Genomic DNA, 26,389 nt, shown 5'->3' on the forward strand with positions numbered 1-26,389 from the left:
CGCACCTGCCGCTAGGGCTTACCCTCGCGCGCCAACGCCTTCAGCCGGTAAAGCGTGTCCAGCGCCTCGCGCGGCGTGAGGGCGTCTACGTCGAGCGTCTCCACCTCGGCCCGAATCGCGTCGCATTCTTCTTCCGCCGTCTCCATCGCAGCAGCGAACAGCGGCAAATCGTCGAGTCCCGCCGCCAGCCCGCCGGTTTTCGCGCGCCCCGCTTCCAGCTTCGTCAGCACCGATTTCGCACGCGCAATGGTCGCGGGGGGGAGGCCGGCGAGCCGCGCGACCGCCAACCCGTAACTGCGGTCGGCCGGGCCCTCCGAAACCTCGTGCAGCAGCACCAGCTCACCCTTCCATTCGCGCGCGCGGACGTGGTGGAGCGTCAGCGCGTCGCAGCGTTCGGCGAGCCGTGTCAGCTCGTGATAATGCGTCGCGAACAGGCAGCGGCAGCGATTGTCCTCATGGATTGCCTCGACCACTGCCCAGGCGATTGCCAACCCGTCATAGGTGGAGGTGCCACGGCCCACCTCGTCGAGGATCACGAAGCTTCGCGGCGTTGCTTGCGCCAGAATCGCCGCCGTTTCGACCATCTCGACCATGAAGGTCGACCTGCCGCGTGCGAGATTGTCGGACGCGCCGACCCGGCTGAACAGCCGATCGACCAGACCCAATTTGGCCGACGTCGCGGGGACATAACTCCCCGCCTGCGCCAGTACCGCGATGGCGGCATTCTGCCGAAGGAAGGTCGATTTGCCGCCCATGTTCGGCCCGGTGACGAGCCACAGCCGCGATTCCTCCGACAGGCGACAGTCATTGGCGACGAAGCGCTCGCCGCGTTTCGCCAGCGCATCCTCGACCACGGGATGCCGCCCGCCAGTGATGTCGAAACAGGCATGATCGACCAGTGCAGGCCGCGCCCAACCACCTTCGCAGCCGCGCTCCGCCAGTCCGGCGGCAACGTCGAGCCGCGCCAGCGCATCCGCCGTCGCGGCGATGCTCTCGCGTCGGTCGAGCGCGGCTTCGACCAGATCCTCGAGATGCGCCGCCTCCGCCGCCAGCGCATGCGCGCCCGCTTGCGTCACCTTGGCCGCGACCTCGTGCAGTTCGGGCGCGTTGAAGCGGACCGCGCCCGCCATCGTCTGGCGGTGGGTGAAGCCGCTGTCGGGCTTCATCAACCCATCGGCAAAGCGCGCCGCGACTTCGATGTGATAGCCGAGCACGCCGTTATGGCGGATCTTCAGCGCGGTGACGCCGGTGCGCGTGCGATACTCCGCCTCCAGCGCGGCAATCGCGCGCCTGCCGCCAGCCCCCGCATCGCGCAGATCGTCGAGCGCGGCATCATACCCCGGCGCGATATAGCCGCCGTCCGACGCATCGATCGGCGGCGCGGCGACCAGCGCGCGGGTCAGCAAATCGATCAGCGCGCCGTGGCCGCGCAATGCCGGAGCAAGATCTGCAAGCAAGGCAGGGGGCTGCTCGATCTTGCCGAGCCGTTCGCCCAATCGCCACGCGCCATCGAGCCCGTCGCGAAGCTGTCCCAGATCGCGCGGGCTCCCGCGCCCAGCCGCAAGCCGCCCGAGCGCCCGCCCGATGTCGGCGAGGCTGCGCAGCGTGCCACGGAGCGACTCCCGCAGCCCAGAATCCTCGGCCAGGAGCGTTACCAGATCGAGCCGCGCCTCGATTCGGGCGCGGTCCATCAGCGGCGCGCCGATGTCGGCCGCCAGCAAGCGCGCGCCCGCCGCCGTCACCGTGCGGTCGACTGCATCGAGCAGGCTGCCCTTGCGTGCGCCGGTCGTGGTTTGCGTCAGTTCCAGGCTCTCGCGCGTCGCCGCATCGATCGCCATTTGCTGCGCAGCATTTTGCAAGCGTGGCGGTCGCAGAAATGGGACCGCGCCCTTGGCCGTGTGATCGAGATACGCGACCAACCCGCTCGCCGCCGCCAGCACCGCGCGCCCGAAGGTTCCGAACCCATCAAGCGTCGCCACGGCGTACAGATCGCGCAGCCGCACCTCGCCGCGCGCGCTGTCGAAGTCGTTTTTCGGCCGCAGCATCGTCGCGGCGTCACCGAAGGCGGTCGCTTCCGACGCAATCGTCTCGGCGGGTGCCAGCCGCGCCAGTTCGGCGCCAAGGCCGGCGGCATCGCATTCGATCAGCTCGAAGCGCCCGGTCGAGATATCCGCTGCCGCCACGGCCACGCCGCCGCCCGCCTCGCCGATCGCGACGCACCAATTGGCGGTCCGGGCATCGAGCAACGCTTCCTCGGTCAGCGTCCCCGCCGTAACCACGCGGACGATCGCGCGGGAAACCAGCGTCTTGCCCGCGCGCTTCTTCGCCTCGGCCGGGCTCTCGGTCTGTTCGGCAATCGCGACGCGGTGCCCGGCCTTGATCAGCCGCGCGAGATACGCGTCGGCGGCATGGACCGGCACGCCGCACATCGGGATCGGCGCGCCGTCATGCTCGCCGCGCGCGGTCAACGCGATGTCGAGCACGGCAGCGGCGACCTTCGCATCTTCGAAGAACAGCTCGAAGAAATCGCCCATGCGGTAAAACAGCAGGCAATCGCGCGCCTCGGCCTTCAGCGTCAGATATTGCGCCATCATCGGGGTTGGGGCGGGGTTGGACATTGCGCTCGTGATACAGGTTGGACCGCTGCGTTCAAGCGAGGGGTGGAACAGCGGGCGACCTGACCGTAAAGGCATAGCTGAGACCGGAAGGGTTATCCCATGTCAGAAGATTCAAACGTCCAATTTTCCGAGCGCGAGGCGCTGCTGTTCCATTCGGAGGGGCGGCCCGGCAAGATCGAGATCATCGCGTCCAAGCCGATGGCGACGCAGCGCGACTTGGCGCTCGCGTATTCGCCCGGCGTCGCGGTGCCGGTCCTCGCGATCGCTGCCGACCCGAGCCTTGCTTATGATTACACCGCCAAGGGCAATCTCGTCGCGGTCATCTCCAACGGCACCGCGATCCTCGGCCTGGGCAATCTCGGCGCGCTTGCGTCGAAGCCGGTGATGGAGGGCAAGGCGGTGCTGTTCAAACGCTTCGCCGATGTCGATGCGATCGATATCGAGCTGAAGACCGAGGATGCCGACCGGCTGATCGACGCGATCGAGCTGATGGAGCCGAGCTTCGGCGGCATCAATCTGGAGGACATCAAGTCCCCCGAATGCTTCATCATCGAACAGGCGCTGCGCGCACGGATGAACATCCCCGTGTTCCATGACGATCAGCACGGTACCGCGATCATTTGCGCGGCCGGCCTGATCAACGCGCTGTTCCTGACCGGGCGCGACATCAAGGACACGCGGATCGTCATGAACGGCGCGGGCGCGGCGGCAATCGCTTGCGCCGAGCTGATCAAGGCGCTGGGCCTGCCAGCCGACCAGCTTACCATGGTCGACCGCACCGGCATCATCTATCAGGGTCGCGAGGGCGTGAACCAGTGGCAATCGGCGCATGCGGTCAACACCACCAAGCGCACGCTGACCGAAGCACTCGATGGGGCCGACGTGTTCATCGGCCTTTCGGCGGCGGGCGCGCTGCCCGCGTCGGATCTGATGAAGATGGCACCGAAGCCGATCATCTTTGCGATGGCCAATCCCGATCCAGAGATCACGCCGCCCGAGGCACGCGCGGCGCGCCCCGACGCGATCATCGCGACCGGGCGGTCGGACTATCCGAACCAGGTCAACAATGTGCTCGGCTTCCCGTTCATCTTCCGCGGTGCGCTCGACGTGCGGGCGACGACGATCAACGACGAGATGAAGATCGCCGCCGCCAATGCGCTGGCGGCGCTCGCGCGCCAGCAAGTGCCCGAGGAAGTCGCGGTCGCCTACGGCGTGCGCCACACCTTCGGCCCGGAATATATCATTCCGGCACCATTTGATCCGCGGCTGATGGAGATCGTGCCGGTCGCGGTCGCCAAGGCCGCGATGGATTCGGGCGTTGCCACCAAGCCGATCCTCGATCTCGAAGCCTATCGCCAGCAATTGAAAGCGCGGCTCAACCCGACGACGTCGGTCCTCACGCTTGCGTATGAGGGTGCCCGCGCGCACCCCAAGCGCGTGCTGTTTGCCGAAGGCGAAGAGGAAGTCGTGCTCCGCGCCGCGATCGCGTTCAAGGACGGCGGCTATGGCACGCCGGTGCTGGTCGGGCGTGACGACGTGCCCGATCGGCTGCGCGCACTGGGCGTTACCGATCCCGAAAGCTATGAACTCCACAACAGCCGCAACTCCCCGCTCGTCCCGCGCATGGTCGATTTCCTCTACAGTCGCCTGCAGCGGCGCGGCTATTTGCGGCGCGATTGCGAGCGGATGATCAACCAGGATCGCAACATCTTCGGCGCGGTGATGCTGCAGCTCGGCGAAGCCGACACGATGATCACCGGCATCACGCGCACCTATGCGCACACGATGCGCGAGATTCGCAAGGTGATCGATCCCGAGCCCAGCCGCACCCCGTTCGGCATCCATTTGATGGTCGGACAGACGCACACCGTGTTCATGGCCGACACCACGATCAACGAACGCCCTAATGCCGAAGAACTCGCCGACATTGCCGAGGGCACGGCGCTGGTCGCTAAGCGCATGGGGCACGAACCGCGTGTCGCGTTCCTCAGCTACTCGACCTTTGGCAATCCCGAGGGCAATTGGCTCGACGACATCCGCGCCGCAGTGAAGGTGCTCGATGCGCGCAAGGTCGGCTTCGAATATGAAGGCGAAATGGCCCCCGACGTCGCGCTCAACCCCAAGCAACTCGCCAATTATCCGTTCGCGCGGCTGTCGGGTCCGGCGAACGTGCTGATCATGCCAGGGCTGCAATCGGCCAATATCTCGGCCAAGTTGCTGCGCGAACTCGGCGGGGATGCGGTCATCGGTCCAATGCTGATCGGCATGGAAAAGAGCGTCCAGATCGCCCCGATGACGAGCACGGCGAGCGAGTTGGTGACGCTCGCGGTGCTGGCGGCGGGGGGAATCGCGCGCTGAGCTTTGATCTATCGACACTATCTAAATCTACGTTTCTTGCTGATCATCTCCCTGCAGGATATATCGCGTTCCATGGGGTGGTTCGACCGACTGCAGACTTTTATGACGCGCGGTACGGACCAGCTTTGGGGCTCCGGCCCGCTGTTGCTGCACATCGCATCGGACGGGCTAATCGCGGTGGCATATTTCGTCATCCCGTTTGGAATTTTGAGGTTCGTCAGGCACCGCGATGGCCTTGAATCGGGGCAGCGTTCGGCCGCCATCTCGTTCGCTGCGTTCATCGTCTTGTGCGGTGTTACCCATGTCGCCAGCATCCTGACGCTGTGGTATCCGCTTTACGTTGCCGAAGGCTGGCTGAAGGCGGCGACGGCAGCTGCTGCGGTCATGTCGGCGGTCCGGATGCTGCGGGTCGTTCCGCTACTCGTGAGCTTACCCTCGCCCAAGAAGCTACAAGAGGAAATCGACCAGCATCGGGTCACCTTGGCCGAGCTTAGCGCAGCCCGCGCCGAACTCGTGCTGCGCGTGCGCGCCACCGAAGACGAGTTGTACGAGGTTGAGCGAAACTTCGCGCAGACCGACAGCCTGCTCGAGGCGGTGATCAATTCCATTCCCGGGTTGATTTACGCGAAGGATCTTACGGGCCGCGTAACGATGGCCAACCGGACCACGCTCGAATTCATCGGAAAACCGTGGTCGGCGGTGCAGGGGCACACCGATCTGGACTTTCTGGACGACAAGCATCGGGCCGCGACGGTCATGGGATATGATCAGCGGGCGTTGGAGACCGGTCGCGCGCATCAAGTCGAGGAAGTTTTCGATCATCCCACCAAGGGGACCCGGATTTTCCTTTCGAGCAGGCGTCCGTTGCACGATTTGTCCGGGGTCGTGCGCGGCATCGTAGGGATGTCGCTCGATATTACGGATAGGAAGCACGTGGAGGCGCAGCTCAATCAGACGTCACGCGTGGCTGCGATGGGCGATATGGCAAGCGCATTGGCACACGAACTTAATCAACCGCTCGGCGCGATTGCGATGTATCTGGAGGGCGTCAAGATCGCGCTGCAACGCGAGACGCCCGCACATCCAGCGCTGAAGCCGGTCGAGCTTGCGCGCGAACAATCGTTGCGCGCCGGCGACATCATTCGCCGCTTGCGCGCATTCGTTTCGGGCGGCGACAAGATCAGGCGGGCCGAAAGCGTGGCAGACGTAGTGGACGATGCGTGCCGTCTGGCGTTGCTTGGTTCGGACGACGCCAATATTCAGACCGTCATCGTGCATGAATCACGCGACATCTTTGCCGTGATGGACAAGATCGAAATTCAGCAGGTCGTCGTCAATCTCGTCCGCAACGCAGTCGAATCGACCCCTGCGCACGGCCGAAACAAGATCATCGTCCGCACCGGCCAGGATGGTCCGACGAACGCCTGTGTCTGGGTCGAGGATGCCGGCTCGGGCTTTACTGAGGAGACCCGCGCCATCCTGTTCGAACCGTTCAAGAGCACCAAGGGGACCAAGGGAATGGGCGTCGGCCTGTCCTTGTGCCGAACGATCGTCGAATCCCATGGCGGCACCATCCGCGGTGAAAACAATCGACACGTCGGCGCGACTTTTTCGTTTTCGCTGCCGCTGTCGACGCAGGACGAGGAAGCGTGATGCCCGACACCGCAATCTATGTCGTTGATGACGATGAGCCGACGCTTCAGTCGTTATGCTATGTGTTGGAGATCATGGGATACAGCGTCACCGGTTTCGGATCGTCCGCCGCTTTTCTTGATCGCTGGCCCGACTTGCCTGGCGGGATTTTGATCTCCGATATCCGGATGCCGGGCCTGGACGGGATTTCATTGACTCGGCGCTTGCGGGAACTGGGGGCTTCGTTCCCGATCATTCTTGTGTCCGGTCACACCGATGCGATGATCCGGCGCGATGCGGTCGAAGCGGGGGCGGCGATCGTTCTCGAAAAGCCGTTCGAAATTCAGTTGCTCATCGCCGAGCTTGAACGCCTGAGGTAAGCCCAGACGCGCGCAGCGAACCTTTCTGCTGGATCGCTCGTTCAGGCGCGGCGCGGGGTGATGCCGCGCGGGTTAGGGGTCCATGATGCCAGACGTCACTGCGGTACTCGATCATTACGATATCCTTCTGCGGCCCGATCCGGCGCGCACCGTTGTGCGGCCGTTCGGGCTCGAATACCCCGAGAGATTCCGTGTTGCCGGGCATAGCCGCGTTCAGGCGATCATCGATCGGGTCTTGTCGCTGAATGAAAACGCGCTCGCCGCCGAACTGGTGCAGATTGTGCAGTCGCTCGACGAACGGCACCGCGACGTCGATGCCATGCTGCTCCGGCGCTATGATGATATTGCCGCCAGCCTGCCTGCGCCACTGGCCACGCGCGAGGACCAGCGCCGTCTCATCGGCGCCTATTTCAGCGAGGAATTCTCCTACGAAGCGGCCGCGCTGTTCAACCCCAGCGCTGTCCTTGCCCCTGACCAATCGAATGCGCCCGACGGCGGCGTGCGCTTCGTTCTTTCGCTGCGCGGTATCGGCGAAGGGCATGTCTCCTCGGTCGCATTTCGGACCGGCAGCTGGACCCCTGGGCAAGCGTTCGCGCTGGATCCCCCCAGCCACGTCGCGGTACCGCCGATCATCGATGGGAATAGCGTCGCTGCCGGCGCGGTCGTCCGCCTTCACTGCGGCGGCGCACATGAGATTTCGGAGACGGTGCTGTTCCCGATGCTGCCGAGCCAGCACCAGGGGATCGAGGATGTTCGTATGGTGCTCTTTACCGAAGACGATGGCTCGACGATGTATCACGCCACCTATACCGCGTTCAGTGGCGCGGATGCACGGCCCGAGTTGCTCTCCGGCAAAGATTTTCACAGCTTCGAAATGCGTGCGCTGACGGGCGATGCGGCGGGGGCCAAGGGCATGGCGCTGTTCCCGCGCCGCATCGGCGGGCAGTATGTCATGCTCGGCCGGCAGGATAGCGAGAGCATCTGGCTGCACCGCTCCGACGACATTCTGCATTGGGAGGGCGGGGGCAAGATCGTGTCGCCGCGCTATCCGTGGGAGTTCGTCCAAATGGGCAATTGCGGGTCGCCGATCGAGGTCGATGAGGGCTGGCTGGTGTTTACCCACGGGGTCGGGACGGTGCGCAATTACTGCGTCGGCGCGTGCCTGCTCGATAAGGATGATCCGTCGAAACTGCTCGCGCGCACGCCCGAGCCGATCCTGCGGCCGAGTCCCGGTGAGCGCGACGGCTATGTCCCCAACGTCGTTTACAGTTGCGGCGCGCTCGCGGTCGGGCGCGATGTTCTGCTGCCGTTCGGGGTGGCGGACAATTTTACGGGGTTTGCCTCCACGACGGTCGATCGACTGCTCGCGGTGATGGAATAGGCGGTCAGCCTTCATAAAGGTGCTGGCGCACCTATATTTGACTCATGAACGCGCTCCCCGATCTCGGCCCGCATGGCCCGCTCTATCTGCTAGTGGCGGGCGTCGTTGCAGTGATGATCCTCGCGCGGCGCGTGCCCGTTTTCGGCCGGCTGCTGTCGTTCGCGGTGACGGCGGGGGCGATCGTGGTCGTCACACTGCTCGTCGCCGAACGCGCGCAATTCGATCCGATGTTCGCCAAGCTGGCGGAGCGTTTCTCGCTTGGCGGCCAGCAAATCGTCGGCCAGGAAATGCGCGTGCCGATCGCGTCCGATGGCCATTTTTGGGTGCGCGTGAAACTGGGCCACGTCGAGCGGCGAATGCTCGTCGACAGCGGTGCCACCGTTACCGCCCTCTCGTCCGATACCGCAGCGCAAGCCGGGATCGAACCGAACGCCAACCTGGTTCCGGTGGTGATGCAGACCGCCAACGGATCGGTCGCCGCGCAAACCGCAGTCGCCCCAGAACTGCGCATCGGCAACGTCGTCGCGCGCGACTTGCCTGTGGTCGTGTCCCCGGCGTTCGGCGATATGAACGTGCTCGGGATGAACTTCCTTTCGCGACTTAAATCCTGGCGCGTGGAGGATGGCGTGCTGATCCTCCAGCCGCACCACCCGCAGAAAACCTAAATCCTCCCCGTGGGCGGGGAGGATTGCAGGCTCAGGCGTCGATGCTTGTTCCCAATGCGGCGTGGACCAGCCCGCCGTCGACCGTGATCGTATCTCCGATCACATAATCCCCTGCGCGGCTGGCGAGATAGATCGCGGCACCCGCCATATCCTCGTCCACGCCGATGCGCTTGGCCGGAATGCTCTGCGCGATCGCCGATCCGTGGTCGCGCGCTGCCTTGTTCATTTCGCTGGCAAACGCGCCCGGCGCGATCGAGGTGACGTTGATATGGTCGGTCACCAATCGTGCAGCCATCCGCTTGGTCAGATAGATCAGCGCGGCCTTGGACGCCTGATAGCTGTACGTTTCCCACGGATTGAGCCGCTGCCCGTCGATCGACGTGATGTTGATCACCTTGGCGGGCTTGCCCGCGCTCGCAGCTTTTTTCAGCGGTTCGAACAGCGCCTGCGTTAGGAAGAAAGGCGACTTGACGTTGAGGTCCATCACCTTGTCCCAGCCTTTTTCCGGGAACGCCTCGAACGGCTCGCCCCACGCAGCACCGGCATTGTTGACCAAAATGTCGAGCCGGTCGGTATGCTCGGCAAGCTGCGCGGCGAGCGCCTTGCAGCCCGCGACGGTCGAGACGTCCTGCGGCAGCGCGATGCACTTCTCGCCCAATTCCTTGGCGGTTTCGAAGCAGGCATCGGCCTTGCGGGCGGAGATATAAACCGTCGCGCCCTGCGCGATGAAGCCCGCAGCAATCATCTTGCCGATCCCGCGCGAGCCGCCAGTGATGAGAGCGACGCGCCCGTCGAGGCGGAATAAGGTCGTGGTATCCATAAAGTCTCTCCTTCTTCTTTTTCTTGCTCGCCCCCCTCGCGAGAGGGGAGCTACGGTGGCCGCTCTCCCCGCCATCGGGGCGAGGGAGACTCATCCCCCCCGCTTGATCGTCTCGCGCGCGATGATGATCTGCTGGATCTGGCTGGTGCCTTCGTAAATCCGGAATAGCCGTACGTCGCGGTATAGGCGCTCGATCCCGTAATCGGCGATATAGCCCGCGCCGCCGAAAATCTGCACCGCGCGGTCGGCCACGCGGCCGACCATCTCGCTCGCATAATATTTCGCCGCCGCCGATTCCATCACGACATCCTTGCCGGCATCCTTGGCGGCAGCGGTCTCGAGCACGAGCGCGCGCGCGACGAGCGATTCGGTCTTTGAATCGGCGATCATCGCCTGGATCAATTGATGCTCGGCGATCGGCTTGCCGAATTGCTTGCGTTCCGTCGCATAGGCCACGCAGTCCGCAAGCAAGCGCTCAGCAACGCCGACGCACACTGCCGAGATATGCAACCGCCCGCGATCGAGCACGCGCATCGCGATCTTGAAGCCTTCGCCCTCGGCGCCGAGCCGGTTCTCGGCGGGCACGATCACGTCGTCGAAATTGACGTCGGCGACCTTGGCGCCCTTTTGCCCCATCTTCTTCTCGGGCTCGCCGATGCTGACCCCGACCAGATCGCGCGGGACGAGGAAAGCGGAAACGCCGCGCGCGCCGGGATCGTCACCGGTCCGCGCCATCACCGTGAACAGATCGGCCTTGTCGGCATTGGTGATGTAGCGCTTGGTGCCGGAGAGCCGGTACGATTGCCCGTCGAACACCGCGCGCGTCTTCACCGCGCCTGAGTCCGACCCGACATCGGGTTCGGTCAGCGCAAAGCTGGTGATGATCTCCCCGCTCGCGATTTTCGGGAGCCACGCCGCTTTCTGTTCGGCATTGCCCGCCATGACGAGACCCTGCGATCCGATCCCGACATTGGTGCCGAAGGTCGATCGAAATGCCGGGGTCGTCCGCCCAAGCTCGATCGCGACCTTGGCTTCTTCCAGCATGGTCAGGCCAAGTCCGCCATATTCCTCCGCGATCGACAGGCCGAACAGCCCCAGCTCGCGCATTTCCTGCACGACATCGGCCGGAATCGCATCAGCCTCCTCGACCTCCCCTTCGAGGGGGCGGAGGCGTTCGGCGACGAAGCGGCGCACCGTGTCGATCAACGCGTCGAAGGTTTCCGGGTCTAGGGCCATCGGTCTTTGTCCATTGCGTTCGGGTCTGGCGATGCGATGCCCGATCGCGCGGCCGCCCGCAAACCCGAAGTTCCAAAAAATGATCGGCTGCCTCACGTTGACCACACGTTTCACCGTACTAAGGTGACAAAAACGCCCTTGAGGGTTTTAGGAGAGTATCATGCGGTTTGCGGGCAAGCGCGCCGTCGTCACCGGCGGCGCTTCGGGAATCGGGCGCGCGACAGCGCTGAGGCTGGCACGCGAGGGTGCCGAAGTGTGGATCGGCGATATCGATGTGGATGGTGGGCAGGCGCTCGCCGAAACGTCGAACGGGCGGATCCATTTCCACTGCACCGACGTGATGGAGGTGGCCGATATCGCCGCGCTGATGCAGGCGGTCGACGATGCCGGCGGGATCGACGTGCTGTTCAACAATGCGGGCGCCGGCGGCGCGCGCGAGAAGATCGACGCGATCAGCCCCGAAGATTGGGACCGCACGCAGAACCTCCTGCTGCGATCGGTCGCGATGGGCATCCGCTACGCCGCGCCATTGATGATTGCGCGGGGCAAGGGCGGGGCGATCGTCAACACCGCCTCGATCGCCGCGCTGCAGACCGGGGCCGCGCCGACCGCCTATTCGGTCGCCAAGGCGGGCGTGTTGCACCTCACCACGATGGCGGCGGCGGACCTGTCGCAGCACAATATCCGCGTCAATGCGGTGTGCCCGGGCTTCATCACCACCAACATCTTCACCTCGGCGCTCGGCATTTCCGGTGACAAGCGCGATGCCGCCAACGGCATGATCGGGCAGGTCGCTGCGCAGGCGCAACCGCTGCAACGCGCCGGTTTGCCTGAGGATATCGCCGCTGCCGTCGCCTATCTGGCAAGCGAGGATGCGAGCTTCGTTACGGGCACGCACATCGTGGTCGATGGCGGCATGACGATCGGCCCGCGGCACAGTTGGGATGCGAATGCCCCGACGATGTTCGCGGCGCTGGAGGCGTTCGCGCAATGAGCGGCGCGGCACCGCTCGCGATTCCCGCCGCGCGCAAGCTCGGCGCGCAAAGCCGCTTTTCCTTCGGGATCGGCTCGATCGCGTACGGGGTGAAGGATAACGGCTTCGCCACGTTCCTGCTGCTGTATTACAATCAAGTCGTTGGCTTGCCCGCCAGCCAGGTCGGCCTTGCGATCATGGCGGCGCTGGTGGTTGAGGCGTTCGTCGATCCGATGGTCGGTTATCTGTCGGACCATACCCGCGGGCATTGGGGGCGGCGGCATCCGTGGATGTATGCCTCGGCCATTCCCGTCGCGCTCGGCTGGATCCTGCTGTGGAACCCGCCGCAATGGTCGCATGAGGCGACATTGGTCTATGTCTTCGGCAGCGCGCTGCTCGTGCGGATCGCATTGTCGGCGTTCGAAATCCCCTCCTCCGCGCTCGGCCCCGAACTCAGCTCGGATTATGACGAGCGCACCAAGCTTTTTTCCTATCGTTATCTGTTCGGCTGGGGCGGGGGCCTCGCGATGCTCGCGCTGGCATACGGTGTGTTCCTCGTGCCCGATGCGACGCATCCCGTCGGCACGCTCAACGCTGATGGCTATTCGCACATGGCCTATTTTGCGGCGGCGGTGATGGCGGGCGCGATCCTGCTGTCCTCGCTCGGGCTTCATCATGAAATCAAATATCTGCCCAAGATCGCGAAATCGACCGAGACCTTTGCCCAGCATTTCCGCGACTTTCGCCTGACCGTCTCCAATCGCGGATTCCTCATCCTGATGGCGGCGGGCGTGTTCGCCTACACCGCGCAGGGCGTATCCTTCGCGCTTTCGCTGTATATGTATCAGTTCGTCTGGCAGTTCGATCGCGGTGATTACAATTGGCTGTCGCTTGCGCTGATGATCGGCGCGCTCGGGGCGTTTTTCCTCGCGCCCGGCCTGACCAAGGGCGGGAACAAGCCGCGGATCGCAATGATCGCGTCCTTTGCAAGCGCGTCGCTGCTGGTGCTGCCCTATGTCCTGCGCTTCCTCGGCGCATTTCCCGAAATCGGGTCGCCGCTGCTGCTGCCGCTGCTCCTGACGATCTTCGCGGCGAACACCGCATGCGGCGTATCGGCCTTCATCCTGGGCGCGGCGATGCTGTCGGACGTGGTCGAGGATTCCGAGCAGCGCACCGGCAAGCGATCCGAGGGTGTGTTCTTTGCAGGCGGCTTCTTCGTGCAGAAACTGGTCGGCGGACTTGGCATCTTCATGGCGAGCGTGATCCTGGCGTTCGCGGCCTTCCCGCAAGGTGCCAAGCCCGGTCTCGTGCCGATCGCGACGATCGACCGGCTGACGCTGGTCTTCATCGTGCTGGAACTGACGCTCTACGGTCTCGCCGGCCTGTTCTACGCGCGCTTCCCGTTCGGCCGGGCCGAACACGAAGCGCGGCTGGTGCGTGCGTCGGTTATCCCGCCGGCCTGACGAACCCGCTCAGCACCCAGCCCGAGCGGCACGGGCCAGCATAAGCACGCGGACCCGCCACCGAGGCGGTGACGCCGCAATCGCTGGTCGGGGCATCGGCCGGGGGCACCACGACCCCTTGCCAGCGCTGATCGAGCGAGCGCGTGCACAGGAACAGCGTTGATCCCTCGGTAAGCTGCGCTACCTCATCGGCCTCGGCGAAGGGTGCCGCCCGCAAGGGCAGATAGCGTTCACCCGACGGCGACAGGTTTACGACCTCGCCGATGCTGGCGCAGGCGCGAAACGCCGGACCGCCTTCGCCGATGCGCACCGGCTTGACCCCCGGGGTCAGTGCAACCGCATTCGTTTGATAGAGGTCGGAATCATTGTCGCCGGCCATCCCCTCCCGTGAACAGGCGGAGAGCAACAGCAGGAACGCCAAGGCGGGATGTTTCATGGGTTGATTCTTAGCGAACCGCTGCACGATTGGCGAGCAGGCATCCTCCGAAAGGACGGTCGCGGCACGGTGCACCGGGCACCCATCGCGCGTTCAACTCACTTCGTCCTAAAAGGTTCCGTCGAGCGCCCACCGGGGTTTTCAAGCCCGCTATGAGATGCTTTGACACACTCAACGAGTTCAAAACGACCTTTGGGGGGTCTTTATGACAATCCGTACTTTGGCAGCGCGATTCGCGCTGGTGGTTTCCTGCGCGCTGATGACAGCGACCCCCGCCATGGCACAGTTCTGGCAGTGCGCGCCCTATGCACGGACGATTTCGGGCATTGAGATTCGCGGCAATGCCAACACCTGGTGGGGCCAGGCCGCCGGTCGCTACGCGCGCGGCCACGCGCCGAAGGTCGGCGCCGTGCTCGCCTTCGCGGCGACCAGCCGGATGCGCCTCGGTCATGTCGCGATGGTCAGCGACGTAGTGAGCGACCGTGAAGTCCTGCTCACCCACGCCAATTGGTCGCGTCGCGGTGGCGTCGAGCGTGACGTGCGCGCGATCGACATTTCGGAAAATGGCGACTGGAGCCTGGTCAAGGTCTGGTACGGCCCGCAAGGCGGCCTCGGCACCTCGGCGTATCCGACCAAGGGCTTCATCTACGCCGACCGCGCTCCGGCGCATGAAACCGGCGATGACGCGATTGAGCGCGGCGCGATGGCACCAGTGGTCATGGCAGCGCTCGATCTGGGCGACGTGCGCTTCTGAAGCCGTTTTCGCTGAGGTCGACCCGCCACCGACGGTCGCCCTGAGCTTGACGACGGGCACATCTCAACACTCGCTCGGCCCGCGTGCGGAGAGCAGGGCTTCGACAGGCTCAGCCCGAACGGGTTAGGGTAATCGCCGATCGGGCCAAGCAAGGCCAACCAACGCCAATCAACGCGCTACGCCTTACCGGCGCTGAACGTCATCGCCACGCCATTCATGCAATAGCGCTTGCCCGTCGGCTTCGGCCCATCATCGAAGACATGGCCGAGATGCCCGCCGCAGCGGCGGCAATGCACTTCGGTGCGCGAAAAGCCGAGCGTGCTGTCGACGCGCGTCTTCACCGCATTCGCCATCGGTGCCCAAAAGCTCGGCCAGCCGGTGCCACTTTCGAACTTGGCCTTGGAGGAAAACAGCGGCAGCGCGCAGCCGGCGCAAGCGAAGGTGCCGGCGCGGTGTTCCTTGTTGAGCGGGCTGGTGAACGGCGGTTCGGTAACTTCGCGGCGCAGCACGCCGTAAGCGGCGGGGGAAAGCTTCTTCTTCCATGCGGCATCGCTCAGCACCAGTTCGAATTTCTCGGGCGCGGCGGCAGTCGCCCCTTTGCAGCCGAACAGGACGACGGCGGCGGTGCCGAGTCCGGACAGCGTCAGAAAGGTGCGGCGGTCTTGCATCGATATATCCTTCAACAATCTGCTCACTATACGCGCAAACATCGCGGATAGTTACGCGGAAGCCCGCGTGCCGGATGCGCCAATCCGAAACGCTTTCCTTTGGGTCCCGATGCGGTGGGCACGTTCAGTCGGCCCCGCGGTCGCGGCCTTCAATAGCGGCTGATTTCCACCGGCAATTTGCGATAGCCGTGGACGAAGCAAGCCGAGACGCGCTCAGGCTCGCCCAGCACGTTTACGCGCATCCGGCGCTTGGCCATTTCCTCGAGCAGGATCGCGATCTGCAACTCGGCGAGGCGCGCGCCGACGCAGCGGTGGATGCCGTGGCCGAACGCCAGGTGCCGCCGGGCATTGGGGCGATCGACGATGATGCGGTCGGCATCGGGGAAGACGCTCTCGTCGCGATTGGCCGAGAGATACCAGAGTGCGAGCTTGTCGCCCGCCTTAATCTCTTGCCCCTCGAGCACCGTATCGGCGGTCGCGGTGCGGCGCATATGGGCGAGCGGCGTCTGCCAGCGGATGACTTCCTGCACGGTGTTCGCGATCAGCGTCGGATCAGCCTCCAGCTTGGCGCGCTGGTCGGGGAACAGGTCTAGCCCATAGGCGATCGCGCTCATCGTGTTGCGCGTCGTATCGTTGCCGCCGACGATCAGCAGGATCAAATTGCCGAGGAATTCGAGCTGGTCCATTTCCGCCATTGCGTCGGAATGGATCATCATGCTGATCAAGTCAGGGGTCGGTTCCTTGCCGACCTTGCCGTCCCACAGATTCTGGAAATAGGCCCCGCATTCGTACATGTGCTTCAGGCGTTCGAGCCGCAATTCCGGGCTTTTGACCAACTCGATATCGCCCGCCCAATCCGACCAGAAGGTCAGCTTGCGCCGGTCCGCCCACGGAAAATCGAACAGGATCGCCAGCATTTGCGTGGTCAGTTCGACCGAGACGGTGTCGACCCAGTCGAACGGCGTGTTCCATTCCAGCGTGTCGAGGATCTCGGCGGTGCGCATCCGGATGTTGTCGGTCATTCGAACCATCTCGCTCGGCGTGAAAGCGGGGGCGACGGTGCGGCGCTGGCCGGTGTGCTTGGGCCGGTCCATCGCGATGAACATCGGCATGCGCACGTCGGTCGGGTCCTGCTCGATGAAATCGGCGAGCGTGATGCCGCCGGCTTGCGACGAGAACAATTCGGGCATCGATTCGACGTGGACGATCGGCTTGTAGGTCGAGACCGACCAATACGGGCCGAAGCCCGAGTGTTCGATGCGGTGGACCGGGGCGGTGGCGCGGAGTTCGCGGAAAGGTGCCTGCCAGACATCGTCGCGGTAGAGTTCGGGTCGGCTTACATCCAACGGATCGATCGCACGCGCGGGTGCTTCGGGTGCCAACGTCGCCATCTCTCGCTCTCCGTCTTTTATGCGGAGAGAAGACGCCTAACTGACACTCATGTCAACAGCCTTTCGTCGCCCGAAAAGGCTCTTCCAGCCGACCTTGCCGCTGCCCGATTGCAACACCCCGCGTCGGAACGCGCGCGCGCCGATCGTGATGGCGATCACCACCCACAGCGCTTGCCAGGCAAGCGCGGCGGCGTGCGGCCACAATTCGGGCTTGTTCGCCGCATGCGCCGCCATCGCGTAAGGCGAACTCAGCGGAAACAGCTCGATGAACCACGTCCGCGTCGAATCGGGCGACCCCGTCGCCGATAGCGCAAGGCCGAACATCGCGACCTGCACGACCGTGATGGGCAGCGACAGCATCTGCAATTCGCGCGGGGTCGAGGCTTGCGCGCCCGCGCCCAGGAACACCGCGCCGAGCAGCAGATACGCCATCGCGAAATAGGCGAAGAACAGCAGATAGAACATCGGCCCGCCGACTGCCGGGCCGATCTCGCCGATCATCGCGGCGTAGCGCGGCGGCAGGATTCCGCCGATCTGGCTCACCAACGTCGCCCAGAAGGCGACGAACAGCAGCGCCGAGCCGAACATGCCGATGAGCTTGCCGAAGAAGACCGCCTCCAATGGGATAGCGGCGGCGAGCACTTCGATCACCTTGTTGCTGCGCTCCTCCATCATCGTACCCACCGCTTGTCCGGCGAGCAGCAATGTGAGGAAAAAGATGCCGAACACGGCGATGGATGCAGCCAGCTTATGGCCGCTGTCGGTCGGCACGTTGCGCGCGATCGAGATCAGCGTTGCCGTGCTGAGCGGTTCGGCTTGCGCCGGATCGGTGCGCAGCGTCGCCTCGGCCAGCGCGGCGAGATAGCGTGCGTCTGCGCGTCCTTGCCCGCCATAGAGAACGGTCGGATTCGTCAAATCGCCATACAATGTCGCGGTGGCTTCGGCGGCTCTCTTGCTGGCAAACGTGGCGCGGGCCTGCGATTTCGGGTCGGGCCCCGGTGCTTCCAGCGCGAGCATCGCCGGCTGATCGACCCGCGAGAAGACCGCGCGCAGCCGGACGTCGGCGGCGCGCATCGCGGCTTGCTGCGCCGGCGCGACTATCGCGACGACCCGGGTCTTGGCGTTCGACCCTTCGGTCACCGAGCGCGCGCCCATCCCGCCGACCAGCCCGAAGCCGATTGTGAACACCGGCGACAGCAGGAACAGCAGGAAGGTCGGCGTGAACACCGTCGCGACGAAATCGCGCCGCGCGATGGTCAGCGTCTGGCGGACGATACGGGGAAGTCTGCTCATTGCGCTTGCTCCAGGGCAGCCTTGCCGACGATCCGCACGAAGGCATCGTGCAAGCCGGGGCGCTCGATCGACAGTCCGGCAATGCCGTGGCCTGCGCCGATCAAGCGGCTCAGCGCCTGTTCGACCCCGCCTTCGGGTACTTCGAAATTCCAGCCATGCTCGTCGTGCCGCGCATCGGCGGGCAGGAACGCCGCGACGCCGGCGTCGTCGCGCACCGGCACATAATGCGCGCGCATCGGCAACATGCCGCGCGCATCCGCGACGGTGCCCTCGAAGCGGCGCTTGCCGCCCGCGATGATCGCGAGCCGGTCGCACAGCCGTTCGGCGTGCGCCATGACGTGCGTCGAGAACAATACCGTCGCGCCGCGATCGCGCTCGGCGAGGATCAGCGCTTCCAATCGTTCCTGATTGACCGGGTCGAGCCCCGAAAACGGCTCGTCGAGCACCAGCAGATCGGGCTGATGCACGACCGAGCCGAGCAATTGCACGAGCTGCGCCATGCCCTTGGACAGCTTGCGGATCTTGGTGTCGACCGCATGGCCGAGCCCCGCCGCCTCGAGCAAGGCGACGGCGCGCTTGCGTCCGGTCTTGAGATCGAGTCCGCGCAAGGCCCCCATGAACGCCACCGCATCCTTCGCGCGCATCGCCGGATACAGCCCGCGTTCTTCGGGCAGATAGCCCACCCGGTCGCTCGCATCGCGTGGAGACGTGTGGCCGAGCAAAGTGCGCGTGCCGCCATCGGGCTCGATAATGCCGAGCAACATCCGCAGCGTCGTCGTCTTGCCGGCACCATTTGGCCCGAGCACGCCGTAGATCGCTCCCTTGGGGACCGCGATATCGACCCCGTCGACGACGCGCTTGCCGCCGAAATTCTTGATCAGGCCAGTGGCGGAAACCGCCAGGTCGTTGCTCAAGGGAAACCTCTCTCTTCCGTTCGCCCTGAGCCTGTCGAAGGGCATGTCCACATCCCCTGCCTAGAAGAAAAGAAGGGGCTTCGACAAGCTTAGCCCGAACGGGATATGGGACGGTGATGACCGATCGCGTTTCGCTGGAAGACCGCCTTGCTGCAAAAGTGCGCGAATTGGGGTTCGCGGCGTGCGGCGTGACGCGGGCCGATGCTGCGCCGCGCTCTGCCGCGCGGTTGCACGAGTGGCTCGCGCAAGGTCTGCATGGCGACATGATCTGGATGGCGGAACGGGCGCATCAGCGCGAATCGCCCGTGGCGCTGTGGCCCGAGGTGAAGAGCGTGATCGCTTTGGGCATGAGCTACGCCCCCGCGGCCGATCCGCTCGCGCTGGCGGGGGAGGGCGGGGTTGGCCGCATCTCGGTCTATGCGCAGGGCGGCGATTATCACGACGTGGTCAAGCGTGCGCTGAAAGCGCTCGCGCGCTGGCTGGTGGCGGAGGTGCCGGGGACCGACCTCAAGGTGTTTGTCGATACCGCACCGGTGATGGAAAAACCGCTGGCAGAGGCGGCTGGACTTGGCTGGCAGGGCAAGCACACGAATTTGGTGAGCCGCGAACATGGCTCGTGGTTGTTTCTGGGGGCGATTTATACGACGTTGGAGGTTGCACAACGCACCCCCCTCCCGCTTGCGGGAGGGGCTGGGGGTGGGCGCGACGATTCAACAAGCGAGGGCGCTAGTGGCGCGCGCGAGCCCACCCCCAACCCCTCCCGCGAGCGGGAGGGGGGAAATACCGCCGCCGACCATTGCGGCACCTGCACCGCCTGCCAGACCGCGTGCCCGACCGATGCCTTCCCCACCCCCTACCGCCTCGATGCGCGGCGCTGCATCTCGTACCTGACAATCGAACATGCCGGCCCGATCCCGCTCGAATTCCGCGAGGCTATCGGCAACCGGATCTATGGCTGCGACGATTGCTTGGCGGTGTGCCCGTGGAACAAGTTCGCCGCGACCGCGCACGCCAACCGCGCCTTCCTGCCGCGCGCGGAGCTTGCTGCGCCAGCGCTCGCCGATCTGCTCGCGCTCGACGATGCGGGGTTCCGGCAAGTCTTCTCAGGCTCGCCGATCAAGCGGATCGGGCGCAACCGGATGATGCGTAATTGCCTGATCGCGGCGGGGAATAGCGGGGAGGCAGGGTTGCGCGCTGCCGTGGCGCCGTTGCTCGACGATCCCGATCCGGTCGTGGCCGAGGCCGCGGAATGGGCGCTGGCGCGTTTGGTTTAGGTCACTGTCGCTAAATCGCGCTTCCGTCTTCCGTTCGCGCTGAGCTTGTCGAAGCCCTCCTTTCCACGGGCGACGGCGCTTGTGGGGAGAGGTGCCCTTCGACAGGCTAAGGGCGAACGGAGATGGACAGACCGTGTTCTGATGCTACCGCCGCCGCCCCGCCTGCAGCGCCCCGACGCAGCTCGCGCGGTCGATTGGCGACCCATCCGTCTGGCGCGCGTCGAGATAGGTGACGGTCGGCTCCGCTTTGCCCTTGGGATAGAGATACGCATCGAGCACGCACGTCGCGTTACCGAATTGCAGCTTCCGCGCATTGCCCTCGCGCACATCCGCCGTCGGTGCGCCGAACATCGCGGTCAGCGCCGCGGAACTCGCGCCGATCACTTGCCCCAGTCCCGCTGTCCCGGTCGGGATCGGGATCAGCGGCGGGCGCACCGACCCGGGCTGCGCAGTACCGGTCGCGCACCCCGCCAGCGCAAGACCGAGCAGAATCGCACCGAAAATCTTCATGCCGTGCGCCCCTTGTGAAACAGATGCGTTGCCATTGCAGCACCGATGATCGGCGCGAACAGGTTGAGGATCGGAACCATGAACAGCGCCGTCCCGGCAACCCCCAGCGCGAAGCGATCGACCGCGCCGGTCTTGCGCCAGTCTCGCCCCATCGAAAACAAAGGCGTCGCATCGTCCATATGGCGCGCCGCCACCATCTGTCCGAAATCGTTGCCGAGCAGCCAACCATTGACGAGGAAGAACAGCAGCGCCGTCCCCACGCCCGTCACCAGCAGCATGATGTAAACGGGTACCAGCGCCAGGTTGATCAGGATCGCGCGTCCCGCCGAGCGCAAGCCAAGGCCGATCCCACGCGCGATCGAAACGTCGTGCGCGCCCGCCAGCGCTTGCGGATAATGCTTGCGCTCGACCGCGATCACCACGTCGTCGGCAAACACCCCCATCACCGCCACTGCAACCGCGCGGAACAACAGCCAGCCCAGCCCGAACGCGATCAGCAGCGCCACCGTGCCGACCAGCGCGCCGAGATCGGGGTTCCAGCCGAGCGCTTCGATCCCGCGTTGCCCGGCGTACCATAGGCCCGCGCCGAGCAACGCGATCAGCAGCACCGTCAGCGCGAAGGATTTCAGGAACACCGCGATGATCTTGCGATCGCCGAGTTGTCCGAGCGAGAGGAGGAAGGCGCTGAGCATGGGATGGCACTTAGCGACCGGCTCTTCCCCCGTCACCCCGGCCTTGTGCCGGGGTCCACTGTGCCGCGAACGAATCCCGCGAAGGTATAAGCGTGCCGCCTGCCGCACGGTGGACCCCGGCACAAGGCCGGGGTGACGGGATGGCCCAAGGTTGCACGCAACTCACCGCCCCGGTACGGCCCCGGCAACCTTATCCACCGGAGACCGTCCCTTGACTCAACCCACCTATGACGTCGTCGCGATCGGCAATGCCATCGTCGATGTCCTGTCGCAGTCCGACGATGCCTTCCTTGCAGAGGCAGGGATGAACAAGGGCTCGATGCAGCTCATGTTCTCACCCGAGGAAGCCGATGCGCTCTACGCCAAGATGGGCCCGGGGATCGAGGCGAGCGGCGGGTCGGCTGCGAACACCGTCGCCGGCGTCGCCGCGCTCGGCGGGAAATGCGGTTTCATCGGTCAGGTCGCGTCGGACGAGCTGGGCGACATCTTCGCGCACGACATTCGCGCAGTCGGGATTGATTTCACCACCGCCGCGCGCGACGGCGCGCCGACCACCGCCCGCTGCCTGATCTTCGTCACGCCCGATGGGCAGCGCACGATGAACACCTTCCTCGGTGCGTCGCAATTCCTCCCCGAGGCAGCACTCGACCGCGATCTGATCGCCAACGCCGCGATCCTCTATCTCGAAGGCTATCTGTGGGATCCGGAGGAGCCGCGCCAGGCGATGCGCGCCGCGATCGAGGTCGCGCGCAAGGCCGGGCGCAAGGTCGCCTTTACGCTCAGCGACGTGTTCTGCATCTCGCGCCACGGCGGCGATTTCCGCAAGCTGATGGCGGACGGCCTGCTCGACATCATGTTCGCCAATGAAGCCGAGATCACCGCGTTGATGGGCACCGACGATTTCGATGCGGCGGTGGCCGAGGCGGCGACGCAAGTGCCGATGCTGGTCGTGACGCGCAGCGAAAAGGGCGCGATCGCGGTGTCGGGCGGCCAGACCGTCTCCTGCCATGCCGAGCCGATCGAGCGCGTGGTCGATACGACCGGTGCTGGCGATCTGTTTGCCGCCGGTTTCCTGCACGGCCAGGCGCAGGGCAAGAGCATCGCCGATTCGCTCAAGATGGGCGCGGTCTGCGCGGCGGAAATCATATCGCACTACGGCGCGCGCGCGCAGGTCGATTTGAAGGCGCTGGTGGCGAGCAAGCTCGGCTAAGGCTGAAGCGGGATAGGCTGTGCTCCGACGCAGGCCGGAGCCCTGGCCATAAGCGATACCGCCCCGGCCAGCGCTCCGGCCTGCGTCGGAGCACGCTTGGACGGCGGACAGAAAAAAAAGGCCGGGGAGCAATCCCCGGCCTTTTTCGTGGTCCTAAGCTTAGCCGTCTCAGTGGCCGGGATCGATCCCGGTCAGATCGGCCGGCAAATCGCCCGTCGTATCGACGATCCCACGCCCGACATGGCTCGCGCGGTAGCTATAGCCATAATAGATCACCAGCCCGACCGCGCCCCAGATCGGCAGCACGAGCATCGCCTCGAACGGAAGGTTGAAGAACAGGAACACACAGCCGAAGATCGTCAGTGGACCGATCAGCCACAGCATCGGCGTCTTGAAGCTGCGCTTCACATTGGGCGCTGTCTTGCGCAGGATCATCACCGCGATCGCCACCATCATGAAGGCATAGAGCGTCCCCGCATTGGCGATATCGGCCAGCTTGCCGACCGGCAGAAATGCAGCGGCAAACGCGACCGCCCCACCGGTCAACGCCGTGACGATGTACGGCGTCTTCCACTTCGGGTGGATCGTCGACAGCTTCTCGGGCAGCAGGCCGTCGCGGCTCATCACGAAGAAGATCCGCGTCTGGCCGAACAGCAGGATCAAAATCACCGAGGGCAGCGCGATGAAAGCGGCGTAGCCAAGCAGATTGCCGACGGTACCGAAGCCGATCTGGCGAAGGACATGCGCCAACGCTTCGTTCGAACACACCAGTTGCTGCGCATATTGCGGCAGCGCGCACTGCCGCGCGAGTTCTTCCGAACCGGCGGGAAAGGGGATGCCGTTCGGACCCATGATCGGCTGTCCGCCGATCGTCCCGACCGCGCCTGCCGCAACCAGCATGTAGAACACGGTGCAGAACAGCAGCGAGGCGATCAGCCCGATCGGCACGTTGCGCTGCGGGTTCTTGGTTTCCTCGGCGGCGGTCGAGACTGCGTCGAACCCGACATAGGCAAAGAAGATCGTCGCCGCCGCGCCGACCGCGCCGACGCCAGTACCGAAGCCACCGAAGAAGCCGGCTGGCAGGAACGGGTTGAAGCGCGCCATTTCGAACTGGTCGGACGGCAAGGTCAGTACGATGAACGCGGTCAGCGCGGTCACCTTGATCAGCACCAGCACGGCATTGACCTTGGCGCTCTCACTGGTGCCGATCATCAGCAGCCAGGTGACGAGCAGCGCGATGATCACCGCGGGCAAGTTGATGAACCCGCCGGGCGATCCGCCCAGCGCGAGGGGTGCCGTCTCGAGCCAGGCGGGTAAGTGTATCCCCAATGTCTGGTTGAGGATCGTACCGGTAAAATACCCCGACCAGCCGACCGATACCGCGCTCGCGGCGACGGCATATTCGAGGATCAGCGCCCAGCCGACCGTCCAGGCGAGCAATTCGCCCATCGTCGTATAGGTGTAGGTGTAAGCGGAACCGGCGACCGGGATCATCGAGCCGATCTCGGCGTAGCAAAGTGCTGCGATGATGCAGATGCCGCCGGCGATCGCGAAGGCGAGCAACAGGCCGGGACCGGCCTTCTGCGCACCCGCGGCGGTCAGTACGAAAATGCCCGTGCCGATCACGCAGCCGATGCCGAACAGCGTCAGCTGAAACCAGCCAAGCGTCCGGTGCAGCGACTTTTTCTCGGCCGTCGCCAGAATGGCGTCGAGTGGCTTGATACGCCCAAAGATCATGAAATGCTTTTCCCCGAAAGCGGCCGGCGCGTTGCCCGGCTCATTATGCGGCGGAGCCTAATGGCAAAACGGAGACGCGCAATCCCTTATCGGGCCCTTATCGGGCAAGATTTCGGCACTTTAGCGCGCCAGCAGCGGCCCGAGCTTGCGTCCCGCGAAAATGTGCACGTGCAGATGCGGCACTTCCTGATGCGCATCGAGCCCTGAATTCGCCAGCAACCGGTAACCGCTCGCCACCAGCCCGGCATCGCGCGCGACCTTGCCCACCGCGCGGACGAAACCGCTGATCTCGGCATCGGTGGCGTGCGCGCTGAAATCGTCCCACGACACGTACGCCCCCTTGGGGATCACCAGGATATGCGTCGGGCTTTGCGGGTTGATGTCGGGAAAGGCGATCGCGAAATCGTCCTCATACAGCCGCGTCGCCGGGATTTCGCCGCGCAGGATCTTGGCGAAGATGTTCTGGTCGTCATAGGGCAGGGTGGCATCGACGGGCATGATTGATCCTTCAGCTTTTACGCGCGGCCTTTTCATCAATCCCCGACACGCCTTCGCGCTCACGGATTTCGGCGCGGATGTCGTCGAGGCTGACGTCGCACTCCGCCAGCAGCACGAGCAAGTGGAACATGAGATCGGTCGCCTCGCCGATCAGCGCGGCCTTGTCCTCGGTTAGCGCGGCGATGACGGTCTCGACCGCTTCCTCACCGACCTTCTGCGCGATCTTGCCGCGCCCGCGCGCGAACAGCTTCGCGGTGTAAGAGGTCGCGGGATCGGCCCCGCGCCGCGCGCGGATCGTCGCTTCGAGCGTGTCTAGCGTGTCGTCTGCCATGCTTTGCGGCTGGCCCAATGCGCCGCGCACGTCAATCCTTCGGCGTATCGCGCTTGGTAAATCGCGCCCGCAGCGCGCGCCGCACGAACCACACGCCGAGTGCTGCCAGCACAAACAAGGCGATGTCGGAGAGTTCTGGCCCGGTGCGGATTTTTGGCACACCTGAATGCGCGGCGAAGGCGGGTGTGGCGAGGAGAAGGGCGATCACGAAGCGCATGGGGGCGGTGTAGCGCACCGCCCTTAAATTTCCATCTTATTGCACCACCCCGGCGAAGGCCGGGGCCCATCAGCGGAGGCTTCTCAACAGCAGTGCTGCCCTCAATTTTCAGCGCTCCGCAACTGGCCCCGGCCTTCGCCGGGGTGGTGCGGGCGTAAGGAAGCGCTCAGCCCAGAACCGGCCGCCGCACCGCGATCCCCGCCGCCGCGAGCGCCGCATGTGCGTCCGCAATGCTCGCCTCGCCGAAATGGAAGATCGACGCCGCGAGCACCGCGCTCGCATGGCCCTCGACGATGCCAGCGACCAGATCATCGAGTCCACCGACGCCCCCGCTCGCCACCACCGGAACGCGGACCTGATCGGCGATCGTGCGGATCAGCTCGAGGTCGTACCCAGACTTGGTCCCGTCGCGGTCCATCGAGGTCACCAGCAACTCGCCCGCGCCCAGTTCGGCGAGGCGCAGCGCGTGCGCGACCGCATCGATGCCCGTCGCGCGCCGGCCGCCATGGGTGAACACTTCCCAGCCATCCGCCACGCGCCGCGCATCGACCGAGGCGACCACGCACTGGCTGCCGAACTTGTCGGCCAGTTCCGCCACCAGCTCGGGCCGCTCGACCGCAGCGGAATTGACCGCGACCTTGTCCGCCCCCGCCAGCAGCAGCGCGCGCGCATCGCCGACCGAGCGCACCCCGCCGCCGACCGTCAGCGGCATGAAACACACTTCGGCGGTGCGCCGCACCACGTCGAGGATCGTGCCGCGCGCCTCATGGCTGGCGGTGATATCGAGGAAGCAAAGCTCGTCCGCCCCCGCCGCATCATAAGCGCGTGCCTGCTCGACCGGATCGCCGGCATCGCGCAATTCGACGAAATTAACGCCTTTCACGACGCGGCCATTCGCCACATCGAGACACGGAATCACGCGCGCGCGGACGGTCATG

At 65.0% G+C, this 26,389-nt stretch carries 25 protein-coding genes; 10 read left to right on the forward strand and 15 right to left on the reverse strand.

Going from position 1 to position 26,389, the window contains the following annotated elements:
• Positions 1-11: 11 nt before the first annotated feature.
• On the reverse strand, positions 12-2,594 hold the full coding sequence (gene mutS, locus HMP06_RS16375; protein WP_176498607.1) for a DNA mismatch repair protein MutS: 2,583 nt from the start codon (positions 2,592-2,594) through the stop codon (positions 12-14).
• A 123-nt stretch (positions 2,595-2,717) separates the two neighbouring features.
• Here mutS and HMP06_RS16380 point away from each other — a divergent pair, with 123 nt between their 5' ends.
• From HMP06_RS16380 to HMP06_RS16400, 5 genes are all read left to right on the forward strand, one after another.
• Positions 2,718-4,976, forward strand: a complete 2,259-nt coding sequence (locus tag HMP06_RS16380) for an NADP-dependent malic enzyme (RefSeq protein ID WP_176498040.1) — start codon at positions 2,718-2,720, stop codon at positions 4,974-4,976.
• A gap of 102 nt (positions 4,977-5,078) precedes the next feature.
• Positions 5,079-6,629 (forward strand): ATP-binding protein, encoded by a 1,551-nt coding sequence (locus tag HMP06_RS16385; RefSeq protein ID WP_176498041.1) that lies wholly within the window; start codon positions 5,079-5,081, stop codon positions 6,627-6,629.
• Complete coding sequence (locus tag HMP06_RS16390; RefSeq protein WP_176498042.1) at positions 6,629-6,988, forward strand: response regulator; 360 nt, start codon at positions 6,629-6,631, stop codon at positions 6,986-6,988. The genes HMP06_RS16385 and HMP06_RS16390 overlap by 1 nt, the downstream gene beginning before the upstream one ends.
• 85 nt (positions 6,989-7,073) lie before the next feature.
• Complete coding sequence (locus HMP06_RS16395) at positions 7,074-8,369, forward strand: glycoside hydrolase family 130 protein (RefSeq protein WP_176498043.1); 1,296 nt, start codon at positions 7,074-7,076, stop codon at positions 8,367-8,369.
• Between the two features lie 44 nt (positions 8,370-8,413).
• A complete protein-coding gene (locus tag HMP06_RS16400) occupies positions 8,414-9,034 on the forward strand; it encodes a retropepsin-like aspartic protease family protein (protein ID WP_176498044.1) in 621 nt (206 codons plus the stop codon).
• A 31-nt stretch (positions 9,035-9,065) separates the two neighbouring features.
• Here the strand turns inward: HMP06_RS16400 and HMP06_RS16405 are convergent, their stop codons facing one another.
• Entirely contained in the window at positions 9,066-9,854 is a 789-nt protein-coding gene (locus tag HMP06_RS16405; RefSeq protein WP_176498045.1) for an SDR family oxidoreductase, read from the reverse strand.
• 90 nt (positions 9,855-9,944) lie between these two features.
• Positions 9,945-11,090 carry an acyl-CoA dehydrogenase family protein gene (locus HMP06_RS16410; RefSeq protein ID WP_176498046.1) on the reverse strand — a complete coding sequence of 382 codons (1,146 nt, stop codon included), beginning with the start codon at positions 11,088-11,090 and terminating at the stop codon, positions 9,945-9,947.
• A 160-nt stretch (positions 11,091-11,250) separates the two neighbouring features.
• Between HMP06_RS16410 and HMP06_RS16415 the strand changes: the two genes are divergently transcribed.
• The gene (locus tag HMP06_RS16415) at positions 11,251-12,084 is read left to right on the forward strand and encodes an SDR family NAD(P)-dependent oxidoreductase (RefSeq protein ID WP_176498047.1); all 834 of its coding nucleotides are present in this window, start codon (positions 11,251-11,253) and stop codon (positions 12,082-12,084) included.
• Positions 12,081-13,526, forward strand: a complete 1,446-nt coding sequence (locus tag HMP06_RS16420) for an MFS transporter (protein ID WP_176498048.1) — start codon at positions 12,081-12,083, stop codon at positions 13,524-13,526. The genes HMP06_RS16415 and HMP06_RS16420 overlap by 4 nt, the downstream gene beginning before the upstream one ends.
• On the opposite strand, the gene HMP06_RS16425 is transcribed toward HMP06_RS16420, so the two are convergent.
• Positions 13,510-13,962, reverse strand: a complete 453-nt coding sequence (locus HMP06_RS16425; protein WP_176498049.1) for a hypothetical protein — start codon at positions 13,960-13,962, stop codon at positions 13,510-13,512. The genes HMP06_RS16420 and HMP06_RS16425 overlap by 17 nt on opposite strands.
• A 205-nt stretch (positions 13,963-14,167) precedes the next feature.
• Between HMP06_RS16425 and HMP06_RS16430 the strand changes: the two genes are divergently transcribed.
• Positions 14,168-14,716: a CHAP domain-containing protein gene (locus HMP06_RS16430; RefSeq protein WP_176498050.1), complete on the forward strand. Its 549-nt coding sequence runs from the start codon at positions 14,168-14,170 to the stop codon at positions 14,714-14,716.
• A gap of 176 nt (positions 14,717-14,892) precedes the next feature.
• Here the strand turns inward: HMP06_RS16430 and msrB are convergent, their stop codons facing one another.
• The 4 genes from msrB to HMP06_RS16450 all read right to left on the reverse strand — a co-directional run bounded on the left by msrB (position 14,893) and on the right by HMP06_RS16450 (position 19,027).
• Positions 14,893-15,384 (reverse strand): peptide-methionine (R)-S-oxide reductase MsrB, encoded by a 492-nt coding sequence (msrB, locus tag HMP06_RS16435; protein WP_176498051.1) that lies wholly within the window; start codon positions 15,382-15,384, stop codon positions 14,893-14,895.
• A 149-nt stretch (positions 15,385-15,533) separates the two neighbouring features.
• Entirely contained in the window at positions 15,534-16,775 is a 1,242-nt protein-coding gene (locus HMP06_RS16440) for a cytochrome P450 (protein WP_176498052.1), read from the reverse strand.
• A 36-nt stretch (positions 16,776-16,811) separates the two neighbouring features.
• Complete coding sequence (locus tag HMP06_RS16445; protein WP_176498053.1) at positions 16,812-18,068, reverse strand: ABC transporter permease; 1,257 nt, start codon at positions 18,066-18,068, stop codon at positions 16,812-16,814.
• Positions 18,065-19,027 carry an ATP-binding cassette domain-containing protein gene (locus tag HMP06_RS16450; RefSeq protein WP_176498054.1) on the reverse strand — a complete coding sequence of 321 codons (963 nt, stop codon included), beginning with the start codon at positions 19,025-19,027 and terminating at the stop codon, positions 18,065-18,067. Before HMP06_RS16450 ends, HMP06_RS16445 begins: the two co-directional genes overlap by 4 nt.
• A gap of 71 nt (positions 19,028-19,098) precedes the next feature.
• On the opposite strand from HMP06_RS16450, the gene queG reads away from it, so the two are divergent.
• Positions 19,099-20,256, forward strand: a complete 1,158-nt coding sequence (gene queG, locus HMP06_RS16455) for a tRNA epoxyqueuosine(34) reductase QueG (protein ID WP_176498055.1) — start codon at positions 19,099-19,101, stop codon at positions 20,254-20,256.
• A 144-nt stretch (positions 20,257-20,400) separates the two neighbouring features.
• On the opposite strand, the gene HMP06_RS16460 is transcribed toward queG, so the two are convergent.
• A complete protein-coding gene (locus tag HMP06_RS16460; protein ID WP_176498056.1) occupies positions 20,401-20,766 on the reverse strand; it encodes a hypothetical protein in 366 nt (121 codons plus the stop codon).
• Positions 20,763-21,458 carry an EI24 domain-containing protein gene (locus tag HMP06_RS16465; RefSeq protein WP_176498057.1) on the reverse strand — a complete coding sequence of 232 codons (696 nt, stop codon included), beginning with the start codon at positions 21,456-21,458 and terminating at the stop codon, positions 20,763-20,765. Before HMP06_RS16465 ends, HMP06_RS16460 begins: the two co-directional genes overlap by 4 nt.
• 211 nt (positions 21,459-21,669) lie before the next feature.
• Between HMP06_RS16465 and HMP06_RS16470 the strand changes: the two genes are divergently transcribed.
• Positions 21,670-22,668 carry an adenosine kinase gene (locus tag HMP06_RS16470; RefSeq protein ID WP_176498058.1) on the forward strand — a complete coding sequence of 333 codons (999 nt, stop codon included), beginning with the start codon at positions 21,670-21,672 and terminating at the stop codon, positions 22,666-22,668.
• Positions 22,669-22,836: 168 nt separating this feature from the next.
• Here the strand turns inward: HMP06_RS16470 and HMP06_RS16475 are convergent, their stop codons facing one another.
• The 5 genes from HMP06_RS16475 to hisF form a co-directional block, all read right to left on the reverse strand.
• The gene (locus HMP06_RS16475; RefSeq protein ID WP_176498059.1) at positions 22,837-24,405 is read right to left on the reverse strand and encodes an amino acid permease; all 1,569 of its coding nucleotides are present in this window, start codon (positions 24,403-24,405) and stop codon (positions 22,837-22,839) included.
• A gap of 120 nt (positions 24,406-24,525) precedes the next feature.
• Positions 24,526-24,903, reverse strand: a complete 378-nt coding sequence (locus tag HMP06_RS16480) for a histidine triad nucleotide-binding protein (RefSeq protein WP_176498060.1) — start codon at positions 24,901-24,903, stop codon at positions 24,526-24,528.
• A gap of 10 nt (positions 24,904-24,913) precedes the next feature.
• Positions 24,914-25,234, reverse strand: coding sequence for a phosphoribosyl-ATP diphosphatase (locus HMP06_RS16485; RefSeq protein WP_176498061.1), 321 nt, complete (start codon positions 25,232-25,234; stop codon positions 24,914-24,916).
• Positions 25,235-25,265: 31 nt separating this feature from the next.
• Positions 25,266-25,451: a hypothetical protein gene (locus tag HMP06_RS16490; RefSeq protein ID WP_176498062.1), complete on the reverse strand. Its 186-nt coding sequence runs from the start codon at positions 25,449-25,451 to the stop codon at positions 25,266-25,268.
• A 166-nt stretch (positions 25,452-25,617) separates the two neighbouring features.
• Positions 25,618-26,388, reverse strand: a complete 771-nt coding sequence (hisF, locus tag HMP06_RS16495) for an imidazole glycerol phosphate synthase subunit HisF (protein ID WP_176498608.1) — start codon at positions 26,386-26,388, stop codon at positions 25,618-25,620.
• Position 26,389 lies beyond the last annotated feature (1 nt).

The organism is Sphingomonas sp. HMP6 (genome assembly GCF_013374095.1).
In the GTDB taxonomy this organism is placed as follows: Bacteria; Pseudomonadota; Alphaproteobacteria; order Sphingomonadales; family Sphingomonadaceae; genus Sphingomonas.

Bases quoted from the DNA above. Each gene is read 5' to 3' on its own strand.
- HMP06_RS16410 (WP_176498046.1), bottom strand. From the start codon at position 11,090: ATGGCCCTAGACCCGGAAACCTTCGACGCGTTGATCGACACGGTGCGC.
- HMP06_RS16450 (WP_176498054.1), bottom strand. From the start codon at position 19,027: ATGCCCTTCGACAGGCTCAGGGCGAACGGAAGAGAGAGGTTTCCCTTG.
- HMP06_RS16440 (WP_176498052.1), bottom strand. From the start codon at position 16,775: ATGGCGACGTTGGCACCCGAAGCACCCGCGCGTGCGATCGATCCGTTG.
- HMP06_RS16475 (WP_176498059.1), bottom strand. From the start codon at position 24,405: ATGATCTTTGGGCGTATCAAGCCACTCGACGCCATTCTGGCGACGGCC.
- HMP06_RS16460 (WP_176498056.1), bottom strand. From the start codon at position 20,766: ATGAAGATTTTCGGTGCGATTCTGCTCGGTCTTGCGCTGGCGGGGTGC.
- HMP06_RS16380 (WP_176498040.1), top strand. From the start codon at position 2,718: ATGTCAGAAGATTCAAACGTCCAATTTTCCGAGCGCGAGGCGCTGCTG.
- HMP06_RS16400 (WP_176498044.1), top strand. From the start codon at position 8,414: ATGAACGCGCTCCCCGATCTCGGCCCGCATGGCCCGCTCTATCTGCTA.
- HMP06_RS16385 (WP_176498041.1), top strand. From the start codon at position 5,079: ATGACGCGCGGTACGGACCAGCTTTGGGGCTCCGGCCCGCTGTTGCTG.
- HMP06_RS16480 (WP_176498060.1), bottom strand. From the start codon at position 24,903: ATGCCCGTCGATGCCACCCTGCCCTATGACGACCAGAACATCTTCGCC.
- HMP06_RS16485 (WP_176498061.1), bottom strand. From the start codon at position 25,234: ATGGCAGACGACACGCTAGACACGCTCGAAGCGACGATCCGCGCGCGG.
- HMP06_RS16445 (WP_176498053.1), bottom strand. From the start codon at position 18,068: ATGAGCAGACTTCCCCGTATCGTCCGCCAGACGCTGACCATCGCGCGG.
- HMP06_RS16425 (WP_176498049.1), bottom strand. From the start codon at position 13,962: ATGAAACATCCCGCCTTGGCGTTCCTGCTGTTGCTCTCCGCCTGTTCA.
- HMP06_RS16430 (WP_176498050.1), top strand. From the start codon at position 14,168: ATGACAATCCGTACTTTGGCAGCGCGATTCGCGCTGGTGGTTTCCTGC.
- msrB (WP_176498051.1), bottom strand. From the start codon at position 15,384: ATGCAAGACCGCCGCACCTTTCTGACGCTGTCCGGACTCGGCACCGCC.
- HMP06_RS16415 (WP_176498047.1), top strand. From the start codon at position 11,251: ATGCGGTTTGCGGGCAAGCGCGCCGTCGTCACCGGCGGCGCTTCGGGA.
- HMP06_RS16465 (WP_176498057.1), bottom strand. From the start codon at position 21,458: ATGCTCAGCGCCTTCCTCCTCTCGCTCGGACAACTCGGCGATCGCAAG.
- HMP06_RS16395 (WP_176498043.1), top strand. From the start codon at position 7,074: ATGCCAGACGTCACTGCGGTACTCGATCATTACGATATCCTTCTGCGG.
- queG (WP_176498055.1), top strand. From the start codon at position 19,099: ATGACCGATCGCGTTTCGCTGGAAGACCGCCTTGCTGCAAAAGTGCGC.
- HMP06_RS16405 (WP_176498045.1), bottom strand. From the start codon at position 9,854: ATGGATACCACGACCTTATTCCGCCTCGACGGGCGCGTCGCTCTCATC.
- HMP06_RS16420 (WP_176498048.1), top strand. From the start codon at position 12,081: ATGAGCGGCGCGGCACCGCTCGCGATTCCCGCCGCGCGCAAGCTCGGC.
- HMP06_RS16390 (WP_176498042.1), top strand. From the start codon at position 6,629: ATGCCCGACACCGCAATCTATGTCGTTGATGACGATGAGCCGACGCTT.
- hisF (WP_176498608.1), bottom strand. From the start codon at position 26,388: ATGACCGTCCGCGCGCGCGTGATTCCGTGTCTCGATGTGGCGAATGGC.
- HMP06_RS16490 (WP_176498062.1), bottom strand. From the start codon at position 25,451: ATGCGCTTCGTGATCGCCCTTCTCCTCGCCACACCCGCCTTCGCCGCG.
- mutS (WP_176498607.1), bottom strand. From the start codon at position 2,594: ATGATGGCGCAATATCTGACGCTGAAGGCCGAGGCGCGCGATTGCCTG.